The organism is Caballeronia sp. KNU42, assembly GCF_053760385.1.
Genome location: NZ_CM132389.1, coordinates 129,847 through 150,149, shown reverse-complemented (window position 1 = coordinate 150,149; position 20,303 = coordinate 129,847). Strand labels below are relative to the sequence as shown.

Sequence of the window (20,303 nt, the reverse complement as noted above, 5' to 3'; positions counted from 1 at the left end):
CGGCGTGCATCAGGGTTGATGCCGCCAGCGTTGATGCTCGGGTACGAAGAACAGACCGAGGGCCCTCAATACGCATCCCATCTTTGGATCCTGTCGCCGGCCGGAAGGTCGAACTCCTACGCTTCCCGCTTGCTGCGCCCGTACAGCAGCAGCATCGCCGCGATCACCACGCCGTAGATTATCTGGCGCCCCGCCTCCGGCATCTGCGCGACCGAGAGGATCGACTGCAGGAGCGTGATGAGGATCGCGCCGGCCACCGTGCCAAGGTACGAGCCCCGGCCACCCAGAATCGACGTGCCGCCGAGCACGACCGCCGCGATTGCCGGCAACAGGTAGGCGTCGCCCATCGACTGCGCCGCTTTCGACGCATAACCCGCGAGCAGCACGCCGCCGAACGCCGCGAACCCGCCGCACACGGCGAAAGCGGCCACCGTCACGAGCCGCGTATTGATGCCGGAAAGGTACGCCGCGCGTTCGGTGTTGCCGATCGCGTACAGCGTGCGGCCGAAGGTCGTGCGCGACAGCAGGAACATCGTGGCGCCGCCGATCAGCACCCACAGCGCAACGGCATTCGGCACGCCCGGCACCAGCCAGCCCGCAGCGAGCCATCGCATCACGTGTGGCGCGGAATCCTGCGGCGACGATCCCCCCGTGTAGGCGATCATGATGCCCTGCGCGACCGCATTGGTCGCGAGCGTCGCGATCATCGAAGGAATGCGCAGGAGCGCGACGAGGATACCGTTGACGATGCCGATCAGCACGCCGCAACCGATCCCGACCGGAATCGCGAGGATGTCCCCGAGTTCGCCGCGCCCGGCGACGGCGCAGGCCATCATCGCGCCGACCGTGATCGTCCACGGCAGCGACAAGTCGATGTGGCCCAGCAGGATCACCATCATCAGTCCGGTCGCGATGATGCCGAGGAACGCGCCAACCTTCAGCTGCAGCAGGATGTATTCCGGCGACATGAAGCTGCGCGAAAACATTCCGCCAACGAGCAGTAGCGCGACGATGCACGCGAACGCGATAACAATCGGCCGGTCGATTTTGCGCGTGAGCCTCGACAAGAACGCGCTCCAGCTGGTCGCGGAAACGTCGCTCATTGGAACCACTCCAGACGGTTGCGCACCCTGAACAAGCCGCACGCGCCGATCGAAACAGCGAGCAGAAGAATCACCCCCTGGAACAGCGGCTGCCACAGCGCGTCGACGTTGAACACGAACAGCAGGTCGCCGATAGAGCGGAACGCGAATGCGCCGAAGATCGCGCCGATCGCGCTGCCCTTGCCGCCGAGCAGCGACACGCCGCCGATCACCACGGCGGCGATCGAAAACAGCGTATAGGAGTTGGCGCTGCCGAGGCTCGCTTCTCCCGTGTCAGTGAAGAACGTCAGGAACAAGCCGCCCATCGCGGCGAGCAGGCCGGCCAGCGTATAGCTCGCGAATTTCGCGCGGCGGATCGGCATGCCGGACAGAAAGGCCGCGGATTCTGACGAGCCGGTCGCGTACGCCGCGCGCCCGACCACCGAACGTTTGAAAGGAATCCATACGATCGCCACGGCCGCGAGCAAGATCAGCAAGCTTGCCGGCACGCCGCCGGCGACCTTGCCGGTCAGTGCGTCGGCGAGGTCCTCGTTGATCGATCCGCCGGGAACCGGGCGCAGCAGCAGCGCCAGGCCATAGTAGACGGCGCCGGTTGCGATCGTCGTCACGATCGGCTGCAGACGGCCGAAAATGATGATGACGCCGTTGAGCGCGCCGCACAGCGCGCCGGCCGCGAGCACACCAAGAATGCCGAGCGTGCTGTGCAGCGCGTCGCCCGTCACGATCCACGATCCAATGCAATTCGTCAGCACGAGCGTCATGCCGATCGACAGGTCGATACCGGCCGTCAGCACGACAAGCGCCTGGCCCATCGATATCAGCGCGAGCAGTACCGCCTTGTTCGCGGCCGTCTGGAACACGTTCGCCGACAAGGCCGACGGATAGTTGAAGAGGTAGATCGCGAACATCAGCACGAACAGGCCGAACGCGAACATCGTCCCGCGATTTTCCGCATACCAGTAACGCAGCCCGCTCATGGCGCGACTCCCGAGGAAGGCGAAATCTGCCCGACGGGCAGGTCCAGTGCGCTTGCGATCAGGTTCTGCTCGGTGATCTCCGCGCCGGCGAGTTCCTTCTTGATCCTGCCTTCGTACAGAACGAGCACGCGGTCGCAGCAGCCGATCAGTTCGTCATAGTCGGTGGAATAGAAAACGATCGCGGCGCCTTCGTCGGCGAGGCGTCTCAGCAACTGATAGATCTCCTGCTTGGTGCCGACGTCGATGCCGCGCGTCGGGTCGCAGAGGAGCAGGATTCTCGGCTGCCGGATCAGCCACTTCGCGATCACCACCTTCTGCTGGTTGCCGCCCGAGAGCGAGCCCACGGGCGCGTCGACGCTGAACGACTTGATCGCGAGGAGCTCCATCATCCGCTCGACGAGCGACTGCTGGCGGTCGCGATTAATCACGCCTGCGGTGGACATGCGATCGAGCGCGGCAAACGACAGGTTCTCGCGCACCGACATCGGCAGCATCAGGCCTTCGGTCTTGCGGTCCTCCGGAATCAGCGCCATACCGATCTTGTTGGCGCGCGCGGCCACGGGGCTCGAAATCAGCACGGCCTTGCCGTCGATCTCGATCTTCCCCTCGCAACCGCGCAACACGCCGAACAACGCGAGCAGCAGTTCGCGCTGGCCTTGCCCGTCGAGGCCGCCCAACCCGAGGATTTCACCGCGCTGCAATGAAAAGCTGACGCCCTGCAGCGTGTCGTTCCACGCGAGATCACGGCAGGCGAGAACCGGTGCGGCGGCGAGGCTGTGCCCGGGTTTGTCGGCGGGATTAGCCGCGGGCTTGTCTGAGGGTTTATCTGGGAATGCATGCTGGTACGTCCGGCCGATCATCATTTCGATCACCTCATTGTCGGTGCGCGTGCCCGCCTCGAAGCTCATGACATGACGACCGTTCCGATAGACCGTGCATTCGTCCGCGAGCGCCTTCACCTCGTGCATCCGATGCGAGATGAAGAGCAGTGCGAGCCCCTCGTCGCGCAGGCGCTTGAGCACCTCGATGACGCGCGCCACGTCGGCCGCGGTCAGCGCCGATGTGGCCTCGTCCAGGATCAGGATGCGCGGCTCGCGCGCAAGCCCCTTCGCGAGTTCGACCATTTGCTGGCGCGACAGCGGCAAGTCACGGACTTTTGCGAGCGGATTGATGTCGGCCGCGCCCGCGCGGGCGAGCGCGGTTTCGGCCTGGCGGCGCTGCGCCCGGCGGTCGATCATGCCAAAGCGTAGCGGCGGGTTCGAAGCGAAGATGTTGTCCGCCACGCTCAGGTCAGGGATCAGCGACAGCTCCTGATACACGCAGACGATGCCGGCCGCGTTCGCCTGGGCGGGCGATGCGAACGCGACTGGCTGGCCATAGAGGTGCATCGTGCCCTCATCGGGCTGAACGACGCCGGACATCACCTTCAGCAGCGTGGACTTTCCCGCGCCGTTCTCGCCGAGGATCGCGTGGATGCGGCCGGTGCGCACCGTCAGGTCCGCGTGATCCAGCGCGATGGCGCCGCCGTAGCTTTTCGACACGCCGGACATCTGAAAGAACGACTGCTCTTCGTCCTGCCCCATGCTTCGTCTCCGATCCCATGCAAGATGCCTGCCGTCACGTCGCCGGCCAACTCGGCCAGCCCGCTCACTGGTTGCCCTGGTCCTGCTTCATGATTTCCTGCGCGGAGAAATTGATGCCGCAAGTCGGAAACGAGTTGCCGACGAAGAAGTTGTCCGACTCGTCCGGGAAATAGTTGACGCCCGCCTTGAGCTTCGAATCGTCGGTGACGTCGAGCGGCAGCTTGATCGCGACCGGGATCGTCTGGCCGTCGAGCGCAGCGAGCGCCGTCTTGATCGCCACGGCCACCTGCCCGGGGCCGCTGCCCGCTGACGTGCACTTCAGCCCTTGGCTCCCATACTGCGCACAGAGCTTGCGAAAGCCGTTCTCCGTTTCGCCGCCGAACGGCACGAAGGGATGCTTCGCGTCGAGCATCGCGCGCACGACACCCGTGTCGCCACCCTGCGCCGACATTCCATCGAAGTGGCCCTGCACGGCAATCGCGTCGGCGACGGCCTTTTGCGCCACGCCGTCATCCCATTTGCCGTAGACCTGGACGACGTTCCACTTCTTGCCGGTCGCGGTCAACGTGGTCTGGAATCCGTTGTGCCGGTCCGTGTCGACCGACGTTCCCGCCACCCCGCGGACCTCGAGCACTTTTCCTCCGTTGGGCACGTGAGTCGCAAGCCAGTTGGCCCACAGCACGCCGAGCCCGTACTGGTCGACGTCGACGTTGATCGCGTCTTCGCTGTCGAGCGTGTTGTCGAACGCGATCAGCACGACGCCGGCCTTCTTCGCGCGCCGGATCGCGGGTCCGAATGAGGCGGGATTCTGCGCGTCAACGATGATCGCGTCATAGCCGGCATCGATGAAGTTGTTGACGGCCGAGATCTGTGCCGGCACGTCCTCGCCCGTCGAGACGACCTTGAATTCCTTGAGCTTGGCGGCAACCGCCGGTTGCGCCGTATAGGCCTTGGCCGTCTTGATCATCTGGATGCGCCAGGTGTTCGCGATATAGCCGTTCACGAGCGCGATCCGGTATGGCCCGTTTTTCTTAGGATACTTGACGAATTTCGTGTCGCTCTTCCACGGGACCATGCACGTGGGATCGCTCGGCGGGCCGGAAACGATCGATGCCTGCGCGAAAGCCGTGCTTGCACACAGCGCCAATGTCGCGGCAGCCGCCGCTCGAAGCACCTGGATTCCTGAAAGCATGTCGTCTCCTGTTTTTTGGATTGAACCTACCGGTTGCCGGCGCACATCGCTCGTCATGAATTGCCGACACGGTGTGCGTAACGCAGGGAATCTTGCGGATGTGCTACAGCGGGACTGAAGCGGACTGGCCTCTTCACGGGCGTCCGCTTGAAGCGAAACGAAGGACATACGCGGACGCGTCCCCGTCTGACAGTACTGGCATACCAATCCGCCCGCGATAGTGGTTTACCAGCGTCACCGGTGCAACGCCTGACCGGGCTGAAACAACGTCGTTTCCGCGTTTGCCGGGCGAAGGCAAGCCTGCGGCGGACAGGCGCGACGGACACGAATTGGTGTACCATTTTTTCGACCTTCGGCCGCCGCGCGGCTTCAACGATTTCGAGAATCCTGGATGGCCGATCTTTCGCACACGCCAGCCGGCCGGGCCGCCGATGTGGACGCGGCCGACCGTACTTATGTCGGGCTGGCGAAACAGATCTACGACCTGATTGCGGCTGGCGGCGTCGGGCCTCGTGCCCGCCTGCCTTCCGAGCGCACGTTAGCCGAGCGTTTTGGCGTGAGCCGCACGCTGGTGAGGGAGGCGATCATCGCGCTGGAGATCCAGGGCGTGGTCGAGGTGCGTGTGGGGTCGGGCATTTACGTGGCCGATGCACCCGCGGCGCGCTCCGTCACGTTGGAGCTGCCGCGTGGGCCAGGCCCGATCGAGACGCTGCGCGCGCGCGTGGTGATCGAAAGCGGAATCGCGGCGCTCGCTGCGACCGAGCGCAAGGATTCCGACCTCGACCTGCTCTTCGCCGCGTTGCGCGCGATGCGCGAATACATGGACGACAAGGCCGCGAACGAGGCGGCTGACCGGGAGTTCCATCTGGCGATTGCGCGGGCGACGGGAAACGAAGTCCTCCGGTTCGTGGTGACAGCGATGTGGGACAACTCCCGCGCCGACCCCTTGTGGAAAAAGATTGAGGAGCACTTCCATACGCCCGCGTTGCGGGCGGCTTCACAGGAAGACCATCAGCGCATCTTTTCGGCCATCGTGGCGCGCGATGCGGCCGCTGCGCGCTCAGCGATGCATGCGCATCTTTCGCGCGTCATCGGCGAATTCACGAAGGCCTGGCGTTAGCCTCGACTTTCACTATGCGCGACTAGTCGTCGAGACGAATGCCGACCTTTAGCGTCACTTGCCAGTGCGCAACTTTGCCGCCCTCGACATGACCACGGGTTTCAATGACCTGAAACCAGTCGATGTTATGCAAGGTTTTGTCGGCTCTTGCCAGAGCCACCGACACCGCGTCGTCACTCGATTGCGTTGACGAGCCGGTCAGTTCGATTTGCTTGTAGACGTGATCGGACATGGAGAACGTTTCCTTTGATAAGTCAGGCTGCGAATCGGCCTTCGGTAGCGATTTCGCCAAGGGGTTTGCGCGGACTGGGCGTTTCTCGCGCCTGTAGCGTCTCCGGCAACGAAGCCTTGTCGCCGAGACGGCCTATCGCGATCGCGGCTTCAATCGAATAGGTGTCCGGGATTTTCAGTTCCGTGCGGATCTTGTCTCGCTCGATTCCGGCGAGCCCGTGCGTATGCCATCCAGCCAGACTGGCCTGCAGCGCAAGATAGCCCCACGCGGCGCCGCTGTCGAACGAATGACTGATCGACGTCACTTCGTCAGTCGCGCCGGGCGGGACAAACGTACTCTTCGAAAGGACGATGACCACCGCCGCTGCCTCGCGGGCCCAGCTGCGATTGAAGTCGTTCAGGAAGCCCAGGAATTGCTTCCAGTGCTCGCTGTCGCGCGTTGCGTAGATGAACCGCCACGGCTGTGAGTTATACGAGGAAGGCGCCCAGCGGGCGGCCTCGAAAAACGTCAGCAGCGTCGCATTGTCGATAGGTTCCGGGCTGAAGGCGCGCGGCGACCAGCGATTGACGAATTGCGGATCGATAGGATGGTCTGCGCTGCGAGGGTTCGGCGTTGTCATGATGGGTAGTCGCTCACAAGTTGCTCACTGGTTAGTCTCTCAACAGAGCCGCGATGGAAACGGCGCGGTGAAGTCGTTGAGTGGCTCGATTCGAATCAAGCAGTTGCGTGAGCGAGTATAAGAACGGGGCACGATTTGATCTAACAAGAAATCGGCCGAACCTTATCGCGATGGAGCGGCAACGCGATTTCGTGTTCGGATATAAAGGAGGGAAAGCATGCGAAGGGCCGGAGACTTTCACCAGGAGCGGCCGCGTGCGAATCGGATTTGCATTCCGGTTTTCCTTCTATCGATATGCGAACAAACTGGAAGAGCGGCATTGACCCGCGCAATGCGCTCGACGCATGCTTGCAGGTTGTGATTCTTATCTCTCTCAATCTACATCAGGTCGACTCATGCCTTCGTCAACTCCCCGCTTCGGTATTTGGGCGCTGGTGCACGGTAGCCGTGCCGCGCTGCAGGATCCCGACGAACCCTACGATGCGTCATGGTCACGCAACCGCGAGCTCGTCCTCGAAGCCGAGCGACTCGGTTTCGACTCGACGCTCGTCGCGCAGCATACGATCAATCCGCATGATGAAACGCTTGATCAACTGGAGGCCTGGACTGCTTCGGCGGCGTTGGCTGCTTTGACCACGCGCATCGAGATCATCACGGCGATCAAGCCCTACCTCTATCATCCCGTCACGCTGGCCAAAATGGCCCTGCAGATTGAAGACATCAGCGGCGGGCGATTCGCGATCAATCTGGTCAACGCGTGGAATCGTCCTGAACTCGCCAAGGCCGGTATCGGTTTTGCGGAGCATGACGAACGATATGCATACGGCCGTGAATGGATCACGGTCGTGAATGAACTGATGCGCGGCAAGCGCACCAATTTCAAGGGTCGCTTCTTCAACGTGGAAGACTATGTCTTGCGTCCTGCGGACCGTTTCCGGGAGAGACCGCGCATCTATGTAGGCGGCGAGTCGGAGCCGGCGAGGGCGCTCGTGGCCGACCACGGCGATGTCTGGTTCATCAACGGCCAACCGTTGCCGGATGTGCGTCGATTGATCGAAGACGTAGGAGGGCGCGTTCGTACTGGTCCACCTTTGCGCTTCGGGCTATCTGCTTTCGTGATCGCGCGGCCAACGGACGGCGAGGCGCAGGAGCATCTCGATCACCTGTTCGCGCTTGCTGCGAAGGATGCTCCGTTGCGCGCAGTGCAGAAGGAAAACAGCGATCCAAAGGTGGTCATGCACCAGACGTTCGCCAAGTCAGCGCGCGTTGGATCGAATGGCGGGACCGCGGCGGGGCTGGTTGGCAGCTACGAAACGGTAGCGCGGCGGATTGTCGAGTTCCATCGGGCCGGAATCGAATTGTTCATGCTGCAGTTCCAGCCGTTCGAGGCGGATATGAAGCGATTCGCGCAAGAGGTGATTCCGCTCGTTCGTGAACTGACAGCCCGGGATGATAAGTAAGACGTGGGCAGGACTGTTGACCAGGGAGGAGGGAGCGTCAACTGTCGGGCGCTCAACGTTCAGACCGGCATCTATTCGCGCGCATCCGATCCAGTGCGTTGGGCGGTAGCGTCATGGACTGCGGTTGAGCAGGAACGAGACGAGATGATGCAGATCGCCGCCAATGTATCCAGTGATAATGGCCAGGAGCGACCCATTGGTTGCGCCCGAAATTTCCCTTTCGATACACGCGATAAGCGCAGCGACCAGCAGCACGGTGCCTGCCCGTCTGACGGACACGCGCTGCGGGTCCGATGGCGTGGCGGCGTTTCCGGTGCCTTCATCGAGCGTTCGATGCAGGCGATATCCGAATCCCTTCATGGCGGTTGTCAGCGGGTCGATTTGAACAGTACTAGTCTCCGCAATCGTGCAGCGGCGCCGAACTAACTTTTTCGTATATCGATAGCAGTACGGCTTCTTTGCAGTGCGTGTGCGCTGCGTCGGTCGGTTGTGACCCCTCGCCGGCCGCAATTCGAATGCAGCCTGTTCGGTTGATTTGAGCGCGCTGCCATCGATAAACGCTTGCCCGAACAATCCAACCGCAAATAATCTCGGTCTCACGCGCCGACGGGGTCCGGATGTCTCAGCGGGCTTTGCCGCCTTCAGTCGCGGGCGCAGGACGTGCGCGCTGGTTGTAAAGAATCTTGCGGCGGCGTTCCTGTTCCTCGGGTGTGACGCTGGCGGGATCTTCCGGCTCCCCGGCTTTCCACCCAGTCTTCGATAACGTCGGCCACGCGCTCGGGTGAGCCCGCGACCGTGAAATGCCCGCGCGCGCCTGCCAACTGATGCAGCAGCGCGCGCAGCGTGGGACGCTCGCGCGCCACGAGACCAGTAATCACCGCTGCAGGAAGGGGTTTTCATGGGTGCGCCCGAAACGCCGGTATCCCGTTGCCTTAGTTCTCGCGAAGGTCTTTTTGCTGCAAGGGAATTTATTTGTAAAACATGGATTTATAACGGACTGCGTATTAAAAAATTGCTGGGTCGATAATTGATGGTAGTGGCATCCCTGGCGAGCAGCGCTGTTGTACCTGTATGTGGACCAGAAAAACGCATATATGCATATCGTGATTACTTCGTTGCGCCGATAGTCCTACCCTCTAGCATTGGACGAGTTTCGGTGAATTCGTGACTTGACCAAGCAAAGGAGAGCCATGTCCGTTCTTGATGAAGTGCTGCAGGCAAATGCAGAGTATCAACAAGATTTCAGCGATAAAGTCGAGCTGGCACTCCCGCCGGCACGGCACTCGTGCCGGTGTTTTGTCCCGCTCGCGGGGCTGGATGGACATCGCTGAGCCTCTTGACGCGTAGTGAACCCGGGCAGGCGCGTTGATGAGGCATTGCGGGGGGGCCTGGCGCTATCTCCCCCGAACGCCGATCACCTCGATCACTCCGGTACCAACCGGTCTTTACTTTTACCGAATGTGCCCCAAGGCGTCCACGATTCTCCGTTTGCGTGGCGACGTAATTCCACCGCTTTGAGAGCGACCTATGAAGCCCATCCCGCGGTTGAGTGTTGGCGCGGTAGCGGCCGTTGCGGTCGCGGTCACGCTGATCGGTGTCAAGAATGTCCAGGGTGACGTCAATCGCCAGATACTGAACGTGTCTTACGATCCGACGCGCGAGCTATACCTTCGGCTCGACCAGCAGTTCGTCGCCAACTATCAGCGTGAAAATGGCGTTCGCCTGCAGGTGAAACAATCGCACGGAGGCTCTTCGCGGCAAGCGCGCGCGGTCATTGATGGTGAACAGGACGCGGACGTGGTGACGCTGGGACTGTTCACCGATATCGACGCGCTGCGCAAGCGCGGCCTGATTGCCGATGGTTGGCAGGACCGCTTGCCGCATCATTCGCAGCCTTATTATTCGACCATTGTCTTCGTGGTTCGCCGGGGCAATCCCAGAGACATTCATGATTGGCCCGACCTCGTGAAACCCGGTGTCGAGATCATCACGCCGGACCCGCGAACGTCAGGCAACGGCAAGCTCAGCGCGCTGGCTGCATGGGGCGCCACGACGACGCGTGGCGGCACCGACGCTGCCGCACGCTCATATCTGGAGGCCCTGTACCACCACACCACGCGCCTCGATAGCGGAGCTCGCGGCGCCGCGACCACCTTCGTCATCGAGAAGGTAGGTGACGTTCAACTGACCTGGGAAAACGAAGCAATACGCGAGCTTGCCGACACGCCGGGCGAACTCGAGATTGTGTATCCGCCGGTCAGCATTCTTGCCGAGCCCTACGTTGCGTGGGTCGACCGCAATGTCGCCAGGCACCACAGTGAGCGCTATGCACGGGCTTATCTCGACTACCTCTTCACTGATTCTGCACAGGAGATCGTGGCGCAAGCGGGATACCGGCCCGTCAATCCTGCGATTGCCAGCAAATACGCTGACCGCTTAAGGCCTATCAAGCTTTTCAACGTGACCGACATAGCTAAAAGTTGGGACGACGCCAATCACAAGTTCTTCGACGAGAACGGGATCCTCGATACGGTTATCGGTCCTGCCGGCACGGCGGCCGCCGAAAACGGCGCCGTCGCAATCCAAAAGAATGGGGCTTGAAACCCAGCATGAAACTCCTAAGCCAATTTAACTACACCGCGCAAAAGGGTCGCCGGGATCTGGTGGCCGGTCTCACGGTTGCCGCCATATCCTTGCCGCAAGGCATGGCGTATGCGTTGATTGCCGGCGTCGATCCGCGCTTTGGTTTGTACTCGGCCGTGATAGTGACGCTGGTGGCGTCGATCTTCGGATCGTCGTCGCACCTGATCAATGGACCGACCAGCGCCATTTCCCTCGTGGTATTCAGCGCGCTCGCTTTTCTGGATCCCAATGCAAGCGCGGACATATACGAAGCCATGTTCCTGCTCGGCGTGATGGTCGGCATCATTCAAATAGCGATAGCGGTGTTCCGTCTGGGCGACCTCACACGGTACATTTCCGAATCCGTGATCCTTGGTTTCATGGCGGGCGCGGCGGTGCTTCTGGCAGTCGGGCAGATCGGCAATGCGCTTGGCGTGCGTGAGAAAGGAACGGGCCACCAGCATGTGCTTTACAGGCTGTGGCTGACCGTTGTCCATGGCGACCCGGTGAACCTTAAAGCCCTTGCGATCAGTGCTGTCACGGTCGCGCTTGCACTCGCGCTGCGCCAAGCCGTGCGTCGCTACAAGCTGCCGCAATTCGATATGTTGCTGGTGCTGCTTGTGATAAGCCTTTCCGCTTTTGCCCTGGGATGGTCGACGCCAGGGGCAGGAGGCAAGACGGCGATTTCGGTGATCGGCGCGTTGAAGGCCAGCCTGCCCGAGCCGCATATTCCTGAGATCAAGTGGTCATGGCTTGGGCAGCTCTCGTCGTCGGCGGTTGCTATTGCGTTCCTTGGTTTGCTTGAAGCGCTCTCGATTGCCAAATCGATAGCGCATAGGACCGGCCAGCCGCTGGACTACAACCGTCAGTGCATGGCTGAAGGACTCGCGAACCTGGCAGGCGGCTTTTTCCGGTGTTTGCCCGGCTCGGGTTCTCTTTCCCGTTCAGCCATCAACTACCAGGCGGGTGCAGTCACGCGGTTCTCGGGCGTGATCACGGCGGTCATCGTCGCTGTTGCAGTGCTGCTTCTGGCTCCGTTGACACGCTATATTCCCAAGGCGTCGCTTGCCGGTCTTCTGCTGGTTACGGCGTTCCGCCTGATCGACTTCGAACGGATCCGCTATGCGCTCAGGGCGTCTCGTTACGATGCTGGGCTCGTGTTGATTACTGCACTGTCGGCGCTTGTGATTGGCGTCGAGTTCGCCATTCTCGTCGGCGTAGCAGTGTCGATTGTGCTGTTCGTGCCGCGCGCGGCTAAATTGAAAGCAACCGAATTGTTTGTCAGTCCGGAGCGGGTGGTGCGCGAACGATTACCGAGCGACCCGGAATGTACGTCGGTTGCAGTGTACGACCTGGAAGGCGAGTTGTTCTTCGGCGCCGCACTGGAGCTGGATCGTCACTTCGATGCGATCAATGCGCAAGTCGAGGCTCGCGGGATTCGCCACGTCATCTTGCGGCTCAAGCGAGTGCGCAATCCAGACGTGGTGTGTATAGAAAAGCTCGAGCATTTTCTGCGCGAGAGTCAAAGCAACGGCCGGATTGTTTTGCTCGCGGGACTGCGTCCCGAGTTGCAGGTGGCGCTGGGCAATCTTAAGTTCTCCGACTGGTATCCGCCCGAGCGTTTCTTCCCTGAAGAGGACGAGCGCTATTCGGCAACGCTTCGTGCAGTACGTTACGCGTATAGCCTGATTGCGGATGCGAATACGTGTGCCCACTGCGCACAGCACAGCGTCGAGCCGGCTCCGGTGCAAGAGGATGACCGCCTGTATTACCTCGTCTGACTCGTATTTCAGATGAAAACGCTTTCAGCCGATCGCGGCACGAACCGGCGCTATACGTTCATGGCCGGTCTTGCCCGCCGCACTGCTTGAGTCAGAATCGGCCGCCGCATTTGCTATCACGAATATGTCATTTGACTTCATTGCTCGCGGCACCAAGAATGGGCTTCATGTTGCGACGCACCACGTTCGCAGCATGTTTTTGAATTCGCCGCTATTGCCCGCAAGTGTCCGCCAACCAGGAGCATAGAAATGACCCAGTTTTCTCCGGAACAGTTCGCCGCAGGACAAAAAAGCCATGTCGACACATTCTTCAGCCTGACGAACAAGGTGTTCGAGGGCGTTGAAAAGCTGACCGCCCTGAACTTGCAGGCCGCGAAGTCGATATTTGCCGAGACGCAGGAAACCGCGCAGAAGACGCTGTCGGGGAAGGACCCCCAGGATCTGCTCAAGCTTCAAAGCGCCCTGACGCAGCCGGCCGCTGAAAAGGCCCAGGCATACAGCCGTCATGTGTATGAGATCCTGACGGGCACACAGGCCGAATTCCTCAAGGTCGCCGAAGCGCAGTTTGCCGAATATAGCCACAGCGCGCAGAGCTTCATCGACACACTGACCAAGAACGCGCCAGCCGGCTCGGAAACTGCAGTGGCCCTGTTGAAGTCGACGATCACCGCAGCCAATACCACGTACGACACCGTTCACAAGGCAACGAAGCAAGCCGTCGAAATTGCTGAAAGCAGTTTTGATGCAGCAACGTCCGCCGCGTCGAAGGCCGCGAAGGATACCGCCGCACAGGCATCGCGTGCCTCCAAGACCGCCTGACGCAGCAACGCACGGCGTTTCGCGCCGTGCTGCACCGATCAACTGCTGCTTCTCTATCGCCACCTGCACTCAGCAGATGAGCCGTTGCCGGATGCATCGACGCTTCGCTCAGTCTGGAACGAACTCATGACGGACCCTCGCCATATGGTGTTCGGTGGGTACAGGGACGGCGAGCTGGTTTCCAGCTGTGCTCTGAATGTCATACCAATCTCACACGAGGTTGCGGACCCTATGGCGTCGTGGAGAATGTCGTGACTCATGGCGCTCATCGCGGAAATGGCCACGGCAAAGCAGTGCTTTGCGAGGCGTTGGCATCGAGCTGGTCGGCTGGTTGTTATAAGGTCATGCTGCTTACGGGACGAAAGGATAAAGCGACCGTCCAGTTTTACGAGTCAGCGGGCTTTGATGGGCAGGAAAAGCTTGCGTTCATCGCGAGGCCGGGACGGTAATCGTCAACCTCTTGCAAACAGCCGGCGATGCGCTGGCGGGCATCTGGCAGACCCAGGCACGCGGCAAGTGAGAGAGAGTCTATATCCGCCACACCACAAGGAGCCTTAGCCATGATCATCGCGCACTACTCGCATCGACTGCCGGCCAATTACGACACCGGACTGATCCGCACCCGGGCGAAGGAGCGCGGTCCGCTCTGGGATACCGTTCCGGAGCTTTACTTCAAAGGTTTTCTGCTGCGGGAAAATGGCCGTTACGGCGCCATCGCGAATGACTATTCGTCGCTGTATCTGTGGCGTCATGACGAGGCATTCCGTGATTTCCTGCTGAGCGGTCGCTTCAAGGTTGTGACAGACGCTTTCGGGCGAGCCGAGATTCAGACGCGGTTTGCGCTCGACGCGCGCAAGGGGCAAGCGCACCACGCTCGATTTGCGATCAAGGAGGACCTGGACATTCCTCTGGATGCCGACTTGACGGCTGTGTTCGCCAGCGAGATCGAGCGGAACCGAGAGATCGCCGGGCGATCCACGACGGTGGCCGCCGCAGTCGGTGTGGACACTCAGAACTGGAAATTCACGCGCGTCGTGCTGACCGAGCATGAACCGAGCGGCAACGAAGCCGGCACAAGCTATGAGATCCTGCATCTCGCCAGGCCGCTTCTGGAGACGCTGCCCCATGGACGCGCCGCATAGAAACGGGAGGGCAGCGTCACACGGGAACCTGCGGCACTCGAAATCTCGTGTCGCCCTTTAAACCGCCGGTCCTGCTTTTGCTGACGGTCAGCCCGGCACGAATAACGCTTGCGGAACTCGCACGACAGCGTCCGCCACATGAACCGGCCGTGGAATCAATGATGTCAGGGTAACCCGGCCCCGCCAGTGCGAGCGGCCCAAGTGACAGAAGCAAGGCAACGACGAATGTGAAACGGAATGTTTGGCGCACCATGTCAGAACGTCCTGATCCGTGGTTCATCGTCAGCGCTGCTGATGGGGGCTGAGAGTTGAATGTGTATTGGCTCGCCTTTATCTGCTCCGGATTCCTTAGCAGATTAAAAATTCCGGCAGGCGCATTCGCCGCGGGCCGATGTTGATCTTGCCCACGGCCGCACTCTCACGATCACGCTTGCCGGGTGAGAACGGAAACGAAGTTCGCCGTTTCGGGCTGTTTCGGCCGGTTGAAGATGTCGTCGGCCAAACCGGATTCGATCACGCTGCCGCCGCTGAGGAACACGACCTCGCGAGCTATCGATGCAGCCAGACGCAGATCATGCGTAGCAAACAGCATGGTCATGCCTTCTTTCGCGAGCTGGCTCAGTACGTCGATCACTTCGGCCGCCAGCCCGGGGTCGAGCGCAGAGGTCGGTTCGTCGCAAAGAAGAATGTCCGGAGAAGGCGCGAGCGCTCGTGCAATGGCTACCCGCTGCTGCTGTCCACCGGAGAGCGTGGCAGGCCAGGCATCGGCCTTCTGCGAGATGCCTACCTTTTCCAGCAATGTGCCCGCCCGAACCCGCGCGCGCTCCTTGTCCCATTTCTGCACGGTGACCAGGCCCTCCATCACGTTCTGTATCACGGTCCGGTGCGGGAACAATTGGAAGCTCTGGAACACCATTCCCGTCTTGCGACGTATCTTGAGCACCGCGTCGCGAGACGGCTTCTCCGTGCTGCTGAATTCGACTCGCTCGTCGCCTAGCGTGAGCGAGCCGGTGTCGGGAATCTCAAGCAGGTTCACGCAACGCAGGAGCGTGCTCTTTCCGCTTCCAGACTGCCCGATCAGCGCCGTGACCGTACCCTGTGCGAGCGTGAGATCGACCGACTTGAGCACATGATGGGCGCCGAAGGATTTCTGGATTTTATCGAGGGCTATCATCACTGACCCCCCTTGAAGAGCGCATGTTGACCGAGTCTTCTTTCAAGCTGCACCTGGGCTGAGGACAACACGGAACTGAACACCAGATAGATCAGCGCCGCCTCCGTGTACAGGATCAGCGGTTCGTAGGTTACCGAAGCAATCCGTTGAGCCGCCTGGAAGATCTCGGGTACCGTGAGCACTGCGGCAAGCGACGTGTCCTTGACGAGTGCGATGAACGAGTTCGCCAGTGCGGGCAGGGCGACGCGGGCAGCCTGCGGCAGAACCGTTCGCCGCAGCGCTTGCGAGCGCGTCATGCCCATGGAATACGCGGCCTCCCATTGTCCATTCGGAATCGATTCGACAGCGCCGCGGATGACTTCCGAGTTGTAAGCGCCCACGTTCAGCGAGAAGCCGATAATGGCCGCAGTGAGCGGATCCAGCACAATGCCGACGCTGGGCAGGCCATAGAAAATCACGAAGAGTTGCACGAGCAGCGGTGAGCCGCGGATCAGCCACACGTAGAATCGTGCAATCTTGACCGCCCATTGCGGTCCGAACAGCCGCACGAGTGCGGTTGCAAATGCCAGCGTCAAGCCGAGTGCAAACGATGCAATGGTGAGCGGCACCGTGAACACGAGTCCCGCGTACAGGAGTGGCCAGAGCGACTCGCCCATCAAGTGGAGCCATGCCGGCATATTTCGGATCTCTGATGATTAGCTATGGGCGGTGCTGAGCGCAATGTTACTTCGATACATCCTTGCCGAAGTATTTCTGCGAAATCTGCTTGTAGGTGCCGTCTGCCTTGACGTCGGAAAGCGCCTTGTCGATAGCGGCCAGAAGCTCCGGATTGCCCTTCTGGATGATGACGCCCGAGTACTCGCTGTCAGCCGAATTATCGATTGCTGCGATCTTCACCTTGGCGTCCGGCTTGTGTTTCTTGAAGTCGAGAAACGAGAGACTGTCGTTCACCGTCGCATCGACGCGGCCGGATGTCAGCAAATCAATTGATTCATTGAAGCCCTGCACGCCCACTACGTCCGCACCGTGATCCTTCGCGATCTTGCCGAAGTTGCTCGTCAGCGTATTGGCCGATTTCTTGCCCTTCAGGTCATCGAAGGTCTTGATCGTCGTGTTGTCCGAGCGCACGATCAGGGCGGCATGGGAAGCGATATAGGGCTGCGAGAAATCGTACTTGGCCTTGCGGGCGTCGGTGATGGAGACCTCGTTGATGACCGCGTCGTACCGGTTTGCATCGAGTCCGGCAATCAACCCGTCCCACTTGCCTTCAACAAACTCCGGCTTGACGCCAATGCGTTTTGCGATGGCCTGGCCGATTTCCACGTCGAAGCCTGTCAGCTTGCCCGACTCGTCGTGGTAAGTGAACGGTGCGTATGTTCCCTCGGTGCCGATCTTGATGACACCGGCGCTCTTGATGCTTGCGAGACCGTCGGCCGCGAAGGCGCTTGATAAAGCGGTCAACTGGACGATGCCGGCAAGCAGCATGGCTTTGAGAATCTTCATGTGAGTGACTCCTTAAATGTTTATCTATTGTTTATTTCATCATCGACGAGCGATGACGAAACGCTTTGGCGCGACTGTAACAAGGGGGTTTAGTTTCACAAAGCACAACGGTGTCGAAGGTTATGCCTGGATCGAATAAAGGCGGCGGACGTAGTTTGTTAAGCGGGGTTTGAAAAGGTCGGACGCAAGGTTTAGTAACCCCGGTGGATATCGACGAGATCTTCCAGCGTCGTACCTTGAGTGAAGGCGCTGAAATTGCGCGCGAACTTGCGGGCCAGTTCAGCCGCATTGTGTGGACCGATGGCCGACGTGTGTGGCGACAGGCGGATGCGCGGATGCGTATAGAAAGGGTGCCCGGACGGCAGCGGCTCGGGCTCGGTGACGTCGAGCGATGCCCCACCAATCAGCCCGTTGGCAAGCGCCTCATGCAACGCTTCATTGTCGATTAACGAGCCACGCGCGACATTGATCACGTGCAGTCCAGGCTTCGCCTGAGCCAGCAACTCCCGACTGACGATATGACGCGTTGCCGCAGTAGCCGGCGCCGCGAGTACGAGATGGTCCGCTTCTCGAACCAGTTCGCCGATATCGGCAACGAGCGTGACGCCTGGCAGATCCGGTGCGGTGGAACTTTGACGCCGCACCGCGACGACCCGGGCGCCAAGCGCGAGCGCTTTCTGCGCGAGAGCCTGACCGATCGAACCGAAGCCGAATATGCCGACTGTGCTGCCCTGCACCGTTGCGAGGGGCGTCAACGCCCATTGCTGTGCGTCGTGAATCCAGATGTCGGGCAGGCGTTTCGCGTGGGCAAAGATTGCTGCCAACGCGAATTCTGCAATCGCTGTCGAGGAGGTGCCACGTGCGGTGGTGACGGACGGTCCTTCAAAGAACCAGCGCGGATAAAAGTCGATCCCCGATGAACCCAGTTGCACCCAGCGCAGATTGAAAGGCCAGCCAACGGGTGCATGTTCAGGTGCTTGCGCACCCCGTATGATGATTGGAGCGGCGATCAGGATGGACGTCTCGTCAGGCAGTTCGGCCGGCACCCCGCGCGGTATGCCGACTACCTGAACATCAGGCAGCAGCGCGCGCACTGCATCATTGAATGGTTCGGCGAGCTGGCTGGCGATTGTGACCATGAGTTTTCAGAACGGGAAGGGACGGCACGCTCGTGCATGCAGAGCGAAAGGATTGATAAGGACTGCGTGAAGGAAAGATCGAGCAAGCGTAGAACGTGGCGAGCCGCTGCGTCACGAGTCCGAAGCGCACGTCGAAGCGTCTGAAACCGGACGCCCTGACGTGCCCGCCTGCTTACAAGTGAGAAAGCCTCAGAAATCGAAGCCAGGTCCGCCGGCGCCCGGTCCACCGGCAGGACCCGCAGGGGCTGCATTTTTCGGCGCTTCGGTTACCGTTGCATCAGTCGTGAGCAGGAGGCCAGCGATAGATGCGGCGTTTTGCAGCGCGGTGCGCGTCACTTTGGTCGGATCGAGCACGCCCGATTCGACCAGGTCACCGTATTCACCCGTCTGCGCGTTGTAGCCAAAGTTGCCCGTACCCTCGGCGACCCTCGCGACGACCACGCTGGCTTCCTCGCCCGCGTTCGTGACGATCTGGCGCAATGGTTCTTCCAATGCGCGCAGCACGATCTTCACCCCGGCGTCCTGGTCCGCGTTGGCGCCCTTCAGGCCGCTGATTGCCTGCTTGACGCGAACGAGCGCAACGCCGCCACCCGGCACGATGCCTTCTTCAACTGCTGCACGCGTCGCGTGCAGCGCATCGTCAACGCGATCCTTTTTCTCCTTGACCTCGATCTCGGTTGCACCGCCCACCTTGATCACCGCTACGCCGCCGGCCAGTTTCGCTACGCGTTCCTGCAGCTTTTCGCTATCGTAGTCGGAACTGGCTTCGTCGATCTGCACACGGATCTGCTTGACGCGTGCCTGGATATTCTTCGTGTCGCCGGCGCCGTCGATCACGATGGTGTTTTCCTTGCCCACTTCAATGCGCTTGGCCTGGCCCAGTTCAGCCAATGTCGCTTTTTCCAGCGTGAGACCGGTTTCTTCTGCGATCACCTGGCCGCCGGTCAGGATCGCGATGTCTTCGAGCAATGCCTTGCGACGATCGCCAAAGCCCGGCGCTTTAACCGCGACTGTCTTCAGGATGCCGCGGATATTGTTGACCACGAGCGTCGCGAGCGCTTCACCCTCGACATCTTCAGCGATGATCAGCAGCGGTCGTCCCGCCTTCGCAACCTGTTCCAGCACCGGCAGCAGATCGCGGATATTCGATACCTTCTTGTCATGCAGCAAGACGAACGGTTCGTCGAGAACGGCGACCTGTTTATCCTGATCGTTGATGAAATAGGGCGACAGGTAGCCACGATCGAATTGCAATCCTTCAACCACATTGAGTTCATCTTCGAGCGACTTGCCGTCTTCGACCGTGATCACGCCTTCCTTGCCGACACGATCGATCGCCTCGGCAATCCGCTGGCCGATCGATTCTTCGCCGTTAGCCGAGATGGTCGCGACCTGGGCAATTTCCTTGCTGGTCGTGGTGGGCTTGCTGATCTTCTTTAGTTCTTCGGCAGCGGCGATCACGGCCTTGTCGATGCCGCGCTTCAGATCCAGCGGGTTGAGACCCGCAGCCACGTATTTCAGCCCTTCGCGTACGATCGCCTGCGCCAGCACGGTGGCTGTAGTGGTGCCGTCACCGGCGTCGTCGCTGGTGCGCGACGCGACTTCCTTAACCAGTTGCGCGCCGATATTTTGCAGCTTGTCGGCCAGCTCGATTTCCTTCGCGACCGATACACCGTCCTTGGTCACGATCGGCGAGCCGAAGCTGCGCTCCAGCACGACATTGCGGCCTTTGGGCCCAAGCGTTACTTTCACTGCGTTGGCGAGGATGTTGACGCCTTCGACCAGTTTCGATCGTGCGCTATCGCTAAAGACAATTTCCTTGGCTGCCATTTCTGAA

20 protein-coding genes are annotated in these 20,303 nt (G+C 60.7%); 8 read left to right on the top strand and 12 right to left on the bottom strand.

Annotated elements, in window-relative coordinates:
• Positions 1 to 116: 116 nt before the first annotated feature.
• From ACSOSP_RS19730 to ACSOSP_RS19715, 4 genes are all read right to left on the bottom strand, one after another.
• Complete coding sequence (locus ACSOSP_RS19730) at positions 117 to 1,103, bottom strand: ABC transporter permease (protein ID WP_455312556.1); 987 nt, start codon at positions 1,101 to 1,103, stop codon at positions 117 to 119.
• Complete coding sequence (locus tag ACSOSP_RS19725; RefSeq protein ID WP_455312555.1) at positions 1,100 to 2,080, bottom strand: ABC transporter permease; 981 nt, start codon at positions 2,078 to 2,080, stop codon at positions 1,100 to 1,102. Before ACSOSP_RS19725 ends, ACSOSP_RS19730 begins: the two co-directional genes overlap by 4 nt.
• Positions 2,077 to 3,663: a sugar ABC transporter ATP-binding protein gene (locus tag ACSOSP_RS19720; protein WP_455312554.1), complete on the bottom strand. Its 1,587-nt coding sequence runs from the start codon at positions 3,661 to 3,663 to the stop codon at positions 2,077 to 2,079. The genes ACSOSP_RS19725 and ACSOSP_RS19720 overlap by 4 nt, the downstream gene beginning before the upstream one ends.
• 64 nt (positions 3,664 to 3,727) lie before the next feature.
• On the bottom strand, positions 3,728 to 4,855 hold the full coding sequence (locus ACSOSP_RS19715) for a sugar ABC transporter substrate-binding protein (protein ID WP_455312553.1): 1,128 nt from the start codon (positions 4,853 to 4,855) through the stop codon (positions 3,728 to 3,730).
• Between the two features lie 391 nt (positions 4,856 to 5,246).
• Between ACSOSP_RS19715 and ACSOSP_RS19710 the strand changes: the two genes are divergently transcribed.
• Positions 5,247 to 5,975 carry a FadR/GntR family transcriptional regulator gene (locus ACSOSP_RS19710; RefSeq protein ID WP_455312552.1) on the top strand — a complete coding sequence of 243 codons (729 nt, stop codon included), beginning with the start codon at positions 5,247 to 5,249 and terminating at the stop codon, positions 5,973 to 5,975.
• A 22-nt stretch (positions 5,976 to 5,997) separates the two neighbouring features.
• Here ACSOSP_RS19710 and ACSOSP_RS19705 read toward each other — a convergent pair whose 3' ends face one another.
• Positions 5,998 to 6,207, bottom strand: a complete 210-nt coding sequence (locus tag ACSOSP_RS19705; RefSeq protein WP_455312551.1) for a dodecin — start codon at positions 6,205 to 6,207, stop codon at positions 5,998 to 6,000.
• Positions 6,208 to 6,229: 22 nt separating this feature from the next.
• On the bottom strand, positions 6,230 to 6,826 hold the full coding sequence (locus ACSOSP_RS19700; RefSeq protein ID WP_455312550.1) for a nitroreductase family protein: 597 nt from the start codon (positions 6,824 to 6,826) through the stop codon (positions 6,230 to 6,232).
• Between the two features lie 395 nt (positions 6,827 to 7,221).
• Here ACSOSP_RS19700 and ACSOSP_RS19695 point away from each other — a divergent pair, with 395 nt between their 5' ends.
• Positions 7,222 to 8,286 carry an LLM class flavin-dependent oxidoreductase gene (locus tag ACSOSP_RS19695; protein ID WP_455312549.1) on the top strand — a complete coding sequence of 355 codons (1,065 nt, stop codon included), beginning with the start codon at positions 7,222 to 7,224 and terminating at the stop codon, positions 8,284 to 8,286.
• A 111-nt stretch (positions 8,287 to 8,397) separates the two neighbouring features.
• On the opposite strand, the gene ACSOSP_RS19690 is transcribed toward ACSOSP_RS19695, so the two are convergent.
• On the bottom strand, positions 8,398 to 8,646 hold the full coding sequence (locus tag ACSOSP_RS19690) for a hypothetical protein (RefSeq protein WP_455312548.1): 249 nt from the start codon (positions 8,644 to 8,646) through the stop codon (positions 8,398 to 8,400).
• An 830-nt stretch (positions 8,647 to 9,476) separates the two neighbouring features.
• On the opposite strand from ACSOSP_RS19690, the gene ACSOSP_RS19685 reads away from it, so the two are divergent.
• From ACSOSP_RS19685 to ACSOSP_RS19660, 6 genes are all read left to right on the top strand, one after another.
• Positions 9,477 to 9,617, top strand: coding sequence for a hypothetical protein (locus ACSOSP_RS19685; protein WP_455312547.1), 141 nt, complete (start codon positions 9,477 to 9,479; stop codon positions 9,615 to 9,617).
• A 196-nt stretch (positions 9,618 to 9,813) separates the two neighbouring features.
• Positions 9,814 to 10,887 carry a sulfate ABC transporter substrate-binding protein gene (locus ACSOSP_RS19680; protein ID WP_455312546.1) on the top strand — a complete coding sequence of 358 codons (1,074 nt, stop codon included), beginning with the start codon at positions 9,814 to 9,816 and terminating at the stop codon, positions 10,885 to 10,887.
• Positions 10,888 to 10,895: 8 nt separating this feature from the next.
• The gene (locus ACSOSP_RS19675) at positions 10,896 to 12,689 is read left to right on the top strand and encodes a SulP family inorganic anion transporter (RefSeq protein ID WP_455312545.1); all 1,794 of its coding nucleotides are present in this window, start codon (positions 10,896 to 10,898) and stop codon (positions 12,687 to 12,689) included.
• Between the two features lie 249 nt (positions 12,690 to 12,938).
• Complete coding sequence (locus ACSOSP_RS19670) at positions 12,939 to 13,508, top strand: phasin family protein (protein ID WP_455312544.1); 570 nt, start codon at positions 12,939 to 12,941, stop codon at positions 13,506 to 13,508.
• 95 nt (positions 13,509 to 13,603) lie between these two features.
• Positions 13,604 to 13,957 carry a GNAT family N-acetyltransferase gene (locus ACSOSP_RS19665; RefSeq protein WP_455313734.1) on the top strand — a complete coding sequence of 118 codons (354 nt, stop codon included), beginning with the start codon at positions 13,604 to 13,606 and terminating at the stop codon, positions 13,955 to 13,957.
• 111 nt (positions 13,958 to 14,068) lie between these two features.
• Positions 14,069 to 14,650: a DUF4865 family protein gene (locus ACSOSP_RS19660; protein ID WP_455312543.1), complete on the top strand. Its 582-nt coding sequence runs from the start codon at positions 14,069 to 14,071 to the stop codon at positions 14,648 to 14,650.
• A gap of 424 nt (positions 14,651 to 15,074) precedes the next feature.
• On the opposite strand, the gene ACSOSP_RS19655 is transcribed toward ACSOSP_RS19660, so the two are convergent.
• The 5 genes from ACSOSP_RS19655 to groL form a co-directional block, all read right to left on the bottom strand.
• Positions 15,075 to 15,824, bottom strand: a complete 750-nt coding sequence (locus tag ACSOSP_RS19655; RefSeq protein ID WP_455312542.1) for an amino acid ABC transporter ATP-binding protein — start codon at positions 15,822 to 15,824, stop codon at positions 15,075 to 15,077.
• Complete coding sequence (locus tag ACSOSP_RS19650; RefSeq protein ID WP_455312541.1) at positions 15,824 to 16,501, bottom strand: amino acid ABC transporter permease; 678 nt, start codon at positions 16,499 to 16,501, stop codon at positions 15,824 to 15,826. The genes ACSOSP_RS19655 and ACSOSP_RS19650 overlap by 1 nt, the downstream gene beginning before the upstream one ends.
• Before the next feature lie 46 nt (positions 16,502 to 16,547).
• Positions 16,548 to 17,327 (bottom strand): amino acid ABC transporter substrate-binding protein, encoded by a 780-nt coding sequence (locus tag ACSOSP_RS19645; protein ID WP_455312540.1) that lies wholly within the window; start codon positions 17,325 to 17,327, stop codon positions 16,548 to 16,550.
• 191 nt (positions 17,328 to 17,518) lie between these two features.
• The gene (locus tag ACSOSP_RS19640) at positions 17,519 to 18,466 is read right to left on the bottom strand and encodes a D-isomer specific 2-hydroxyacid dehydrogenase family protein (RefSeq protein ID WP_455312539.1); all 948 of its coding nucleotides are present in this window, start codon (positions 18,464 to 18,466) and stop codon (positions 17,519 to 17,521) included.
• A 189-nt stretch (positions 18,467 to 18,655) separates the two neighbouring features.
• The gene (groL, locus tag ACSOSP_RS19635) at positions 18,656 to 20,296 is read right to left on the bottom strand and encodes a chaperonin GroEL (protein WP_455312538.1); all 1,641 of its coding nucleotides are present in this window, start codon (positions 20,294 to 20,296) and stop codon (positions 18,656 to 18,658) included.
• Positions 20,297 to 20,303 lie beyond the last annotated feature (7 nt).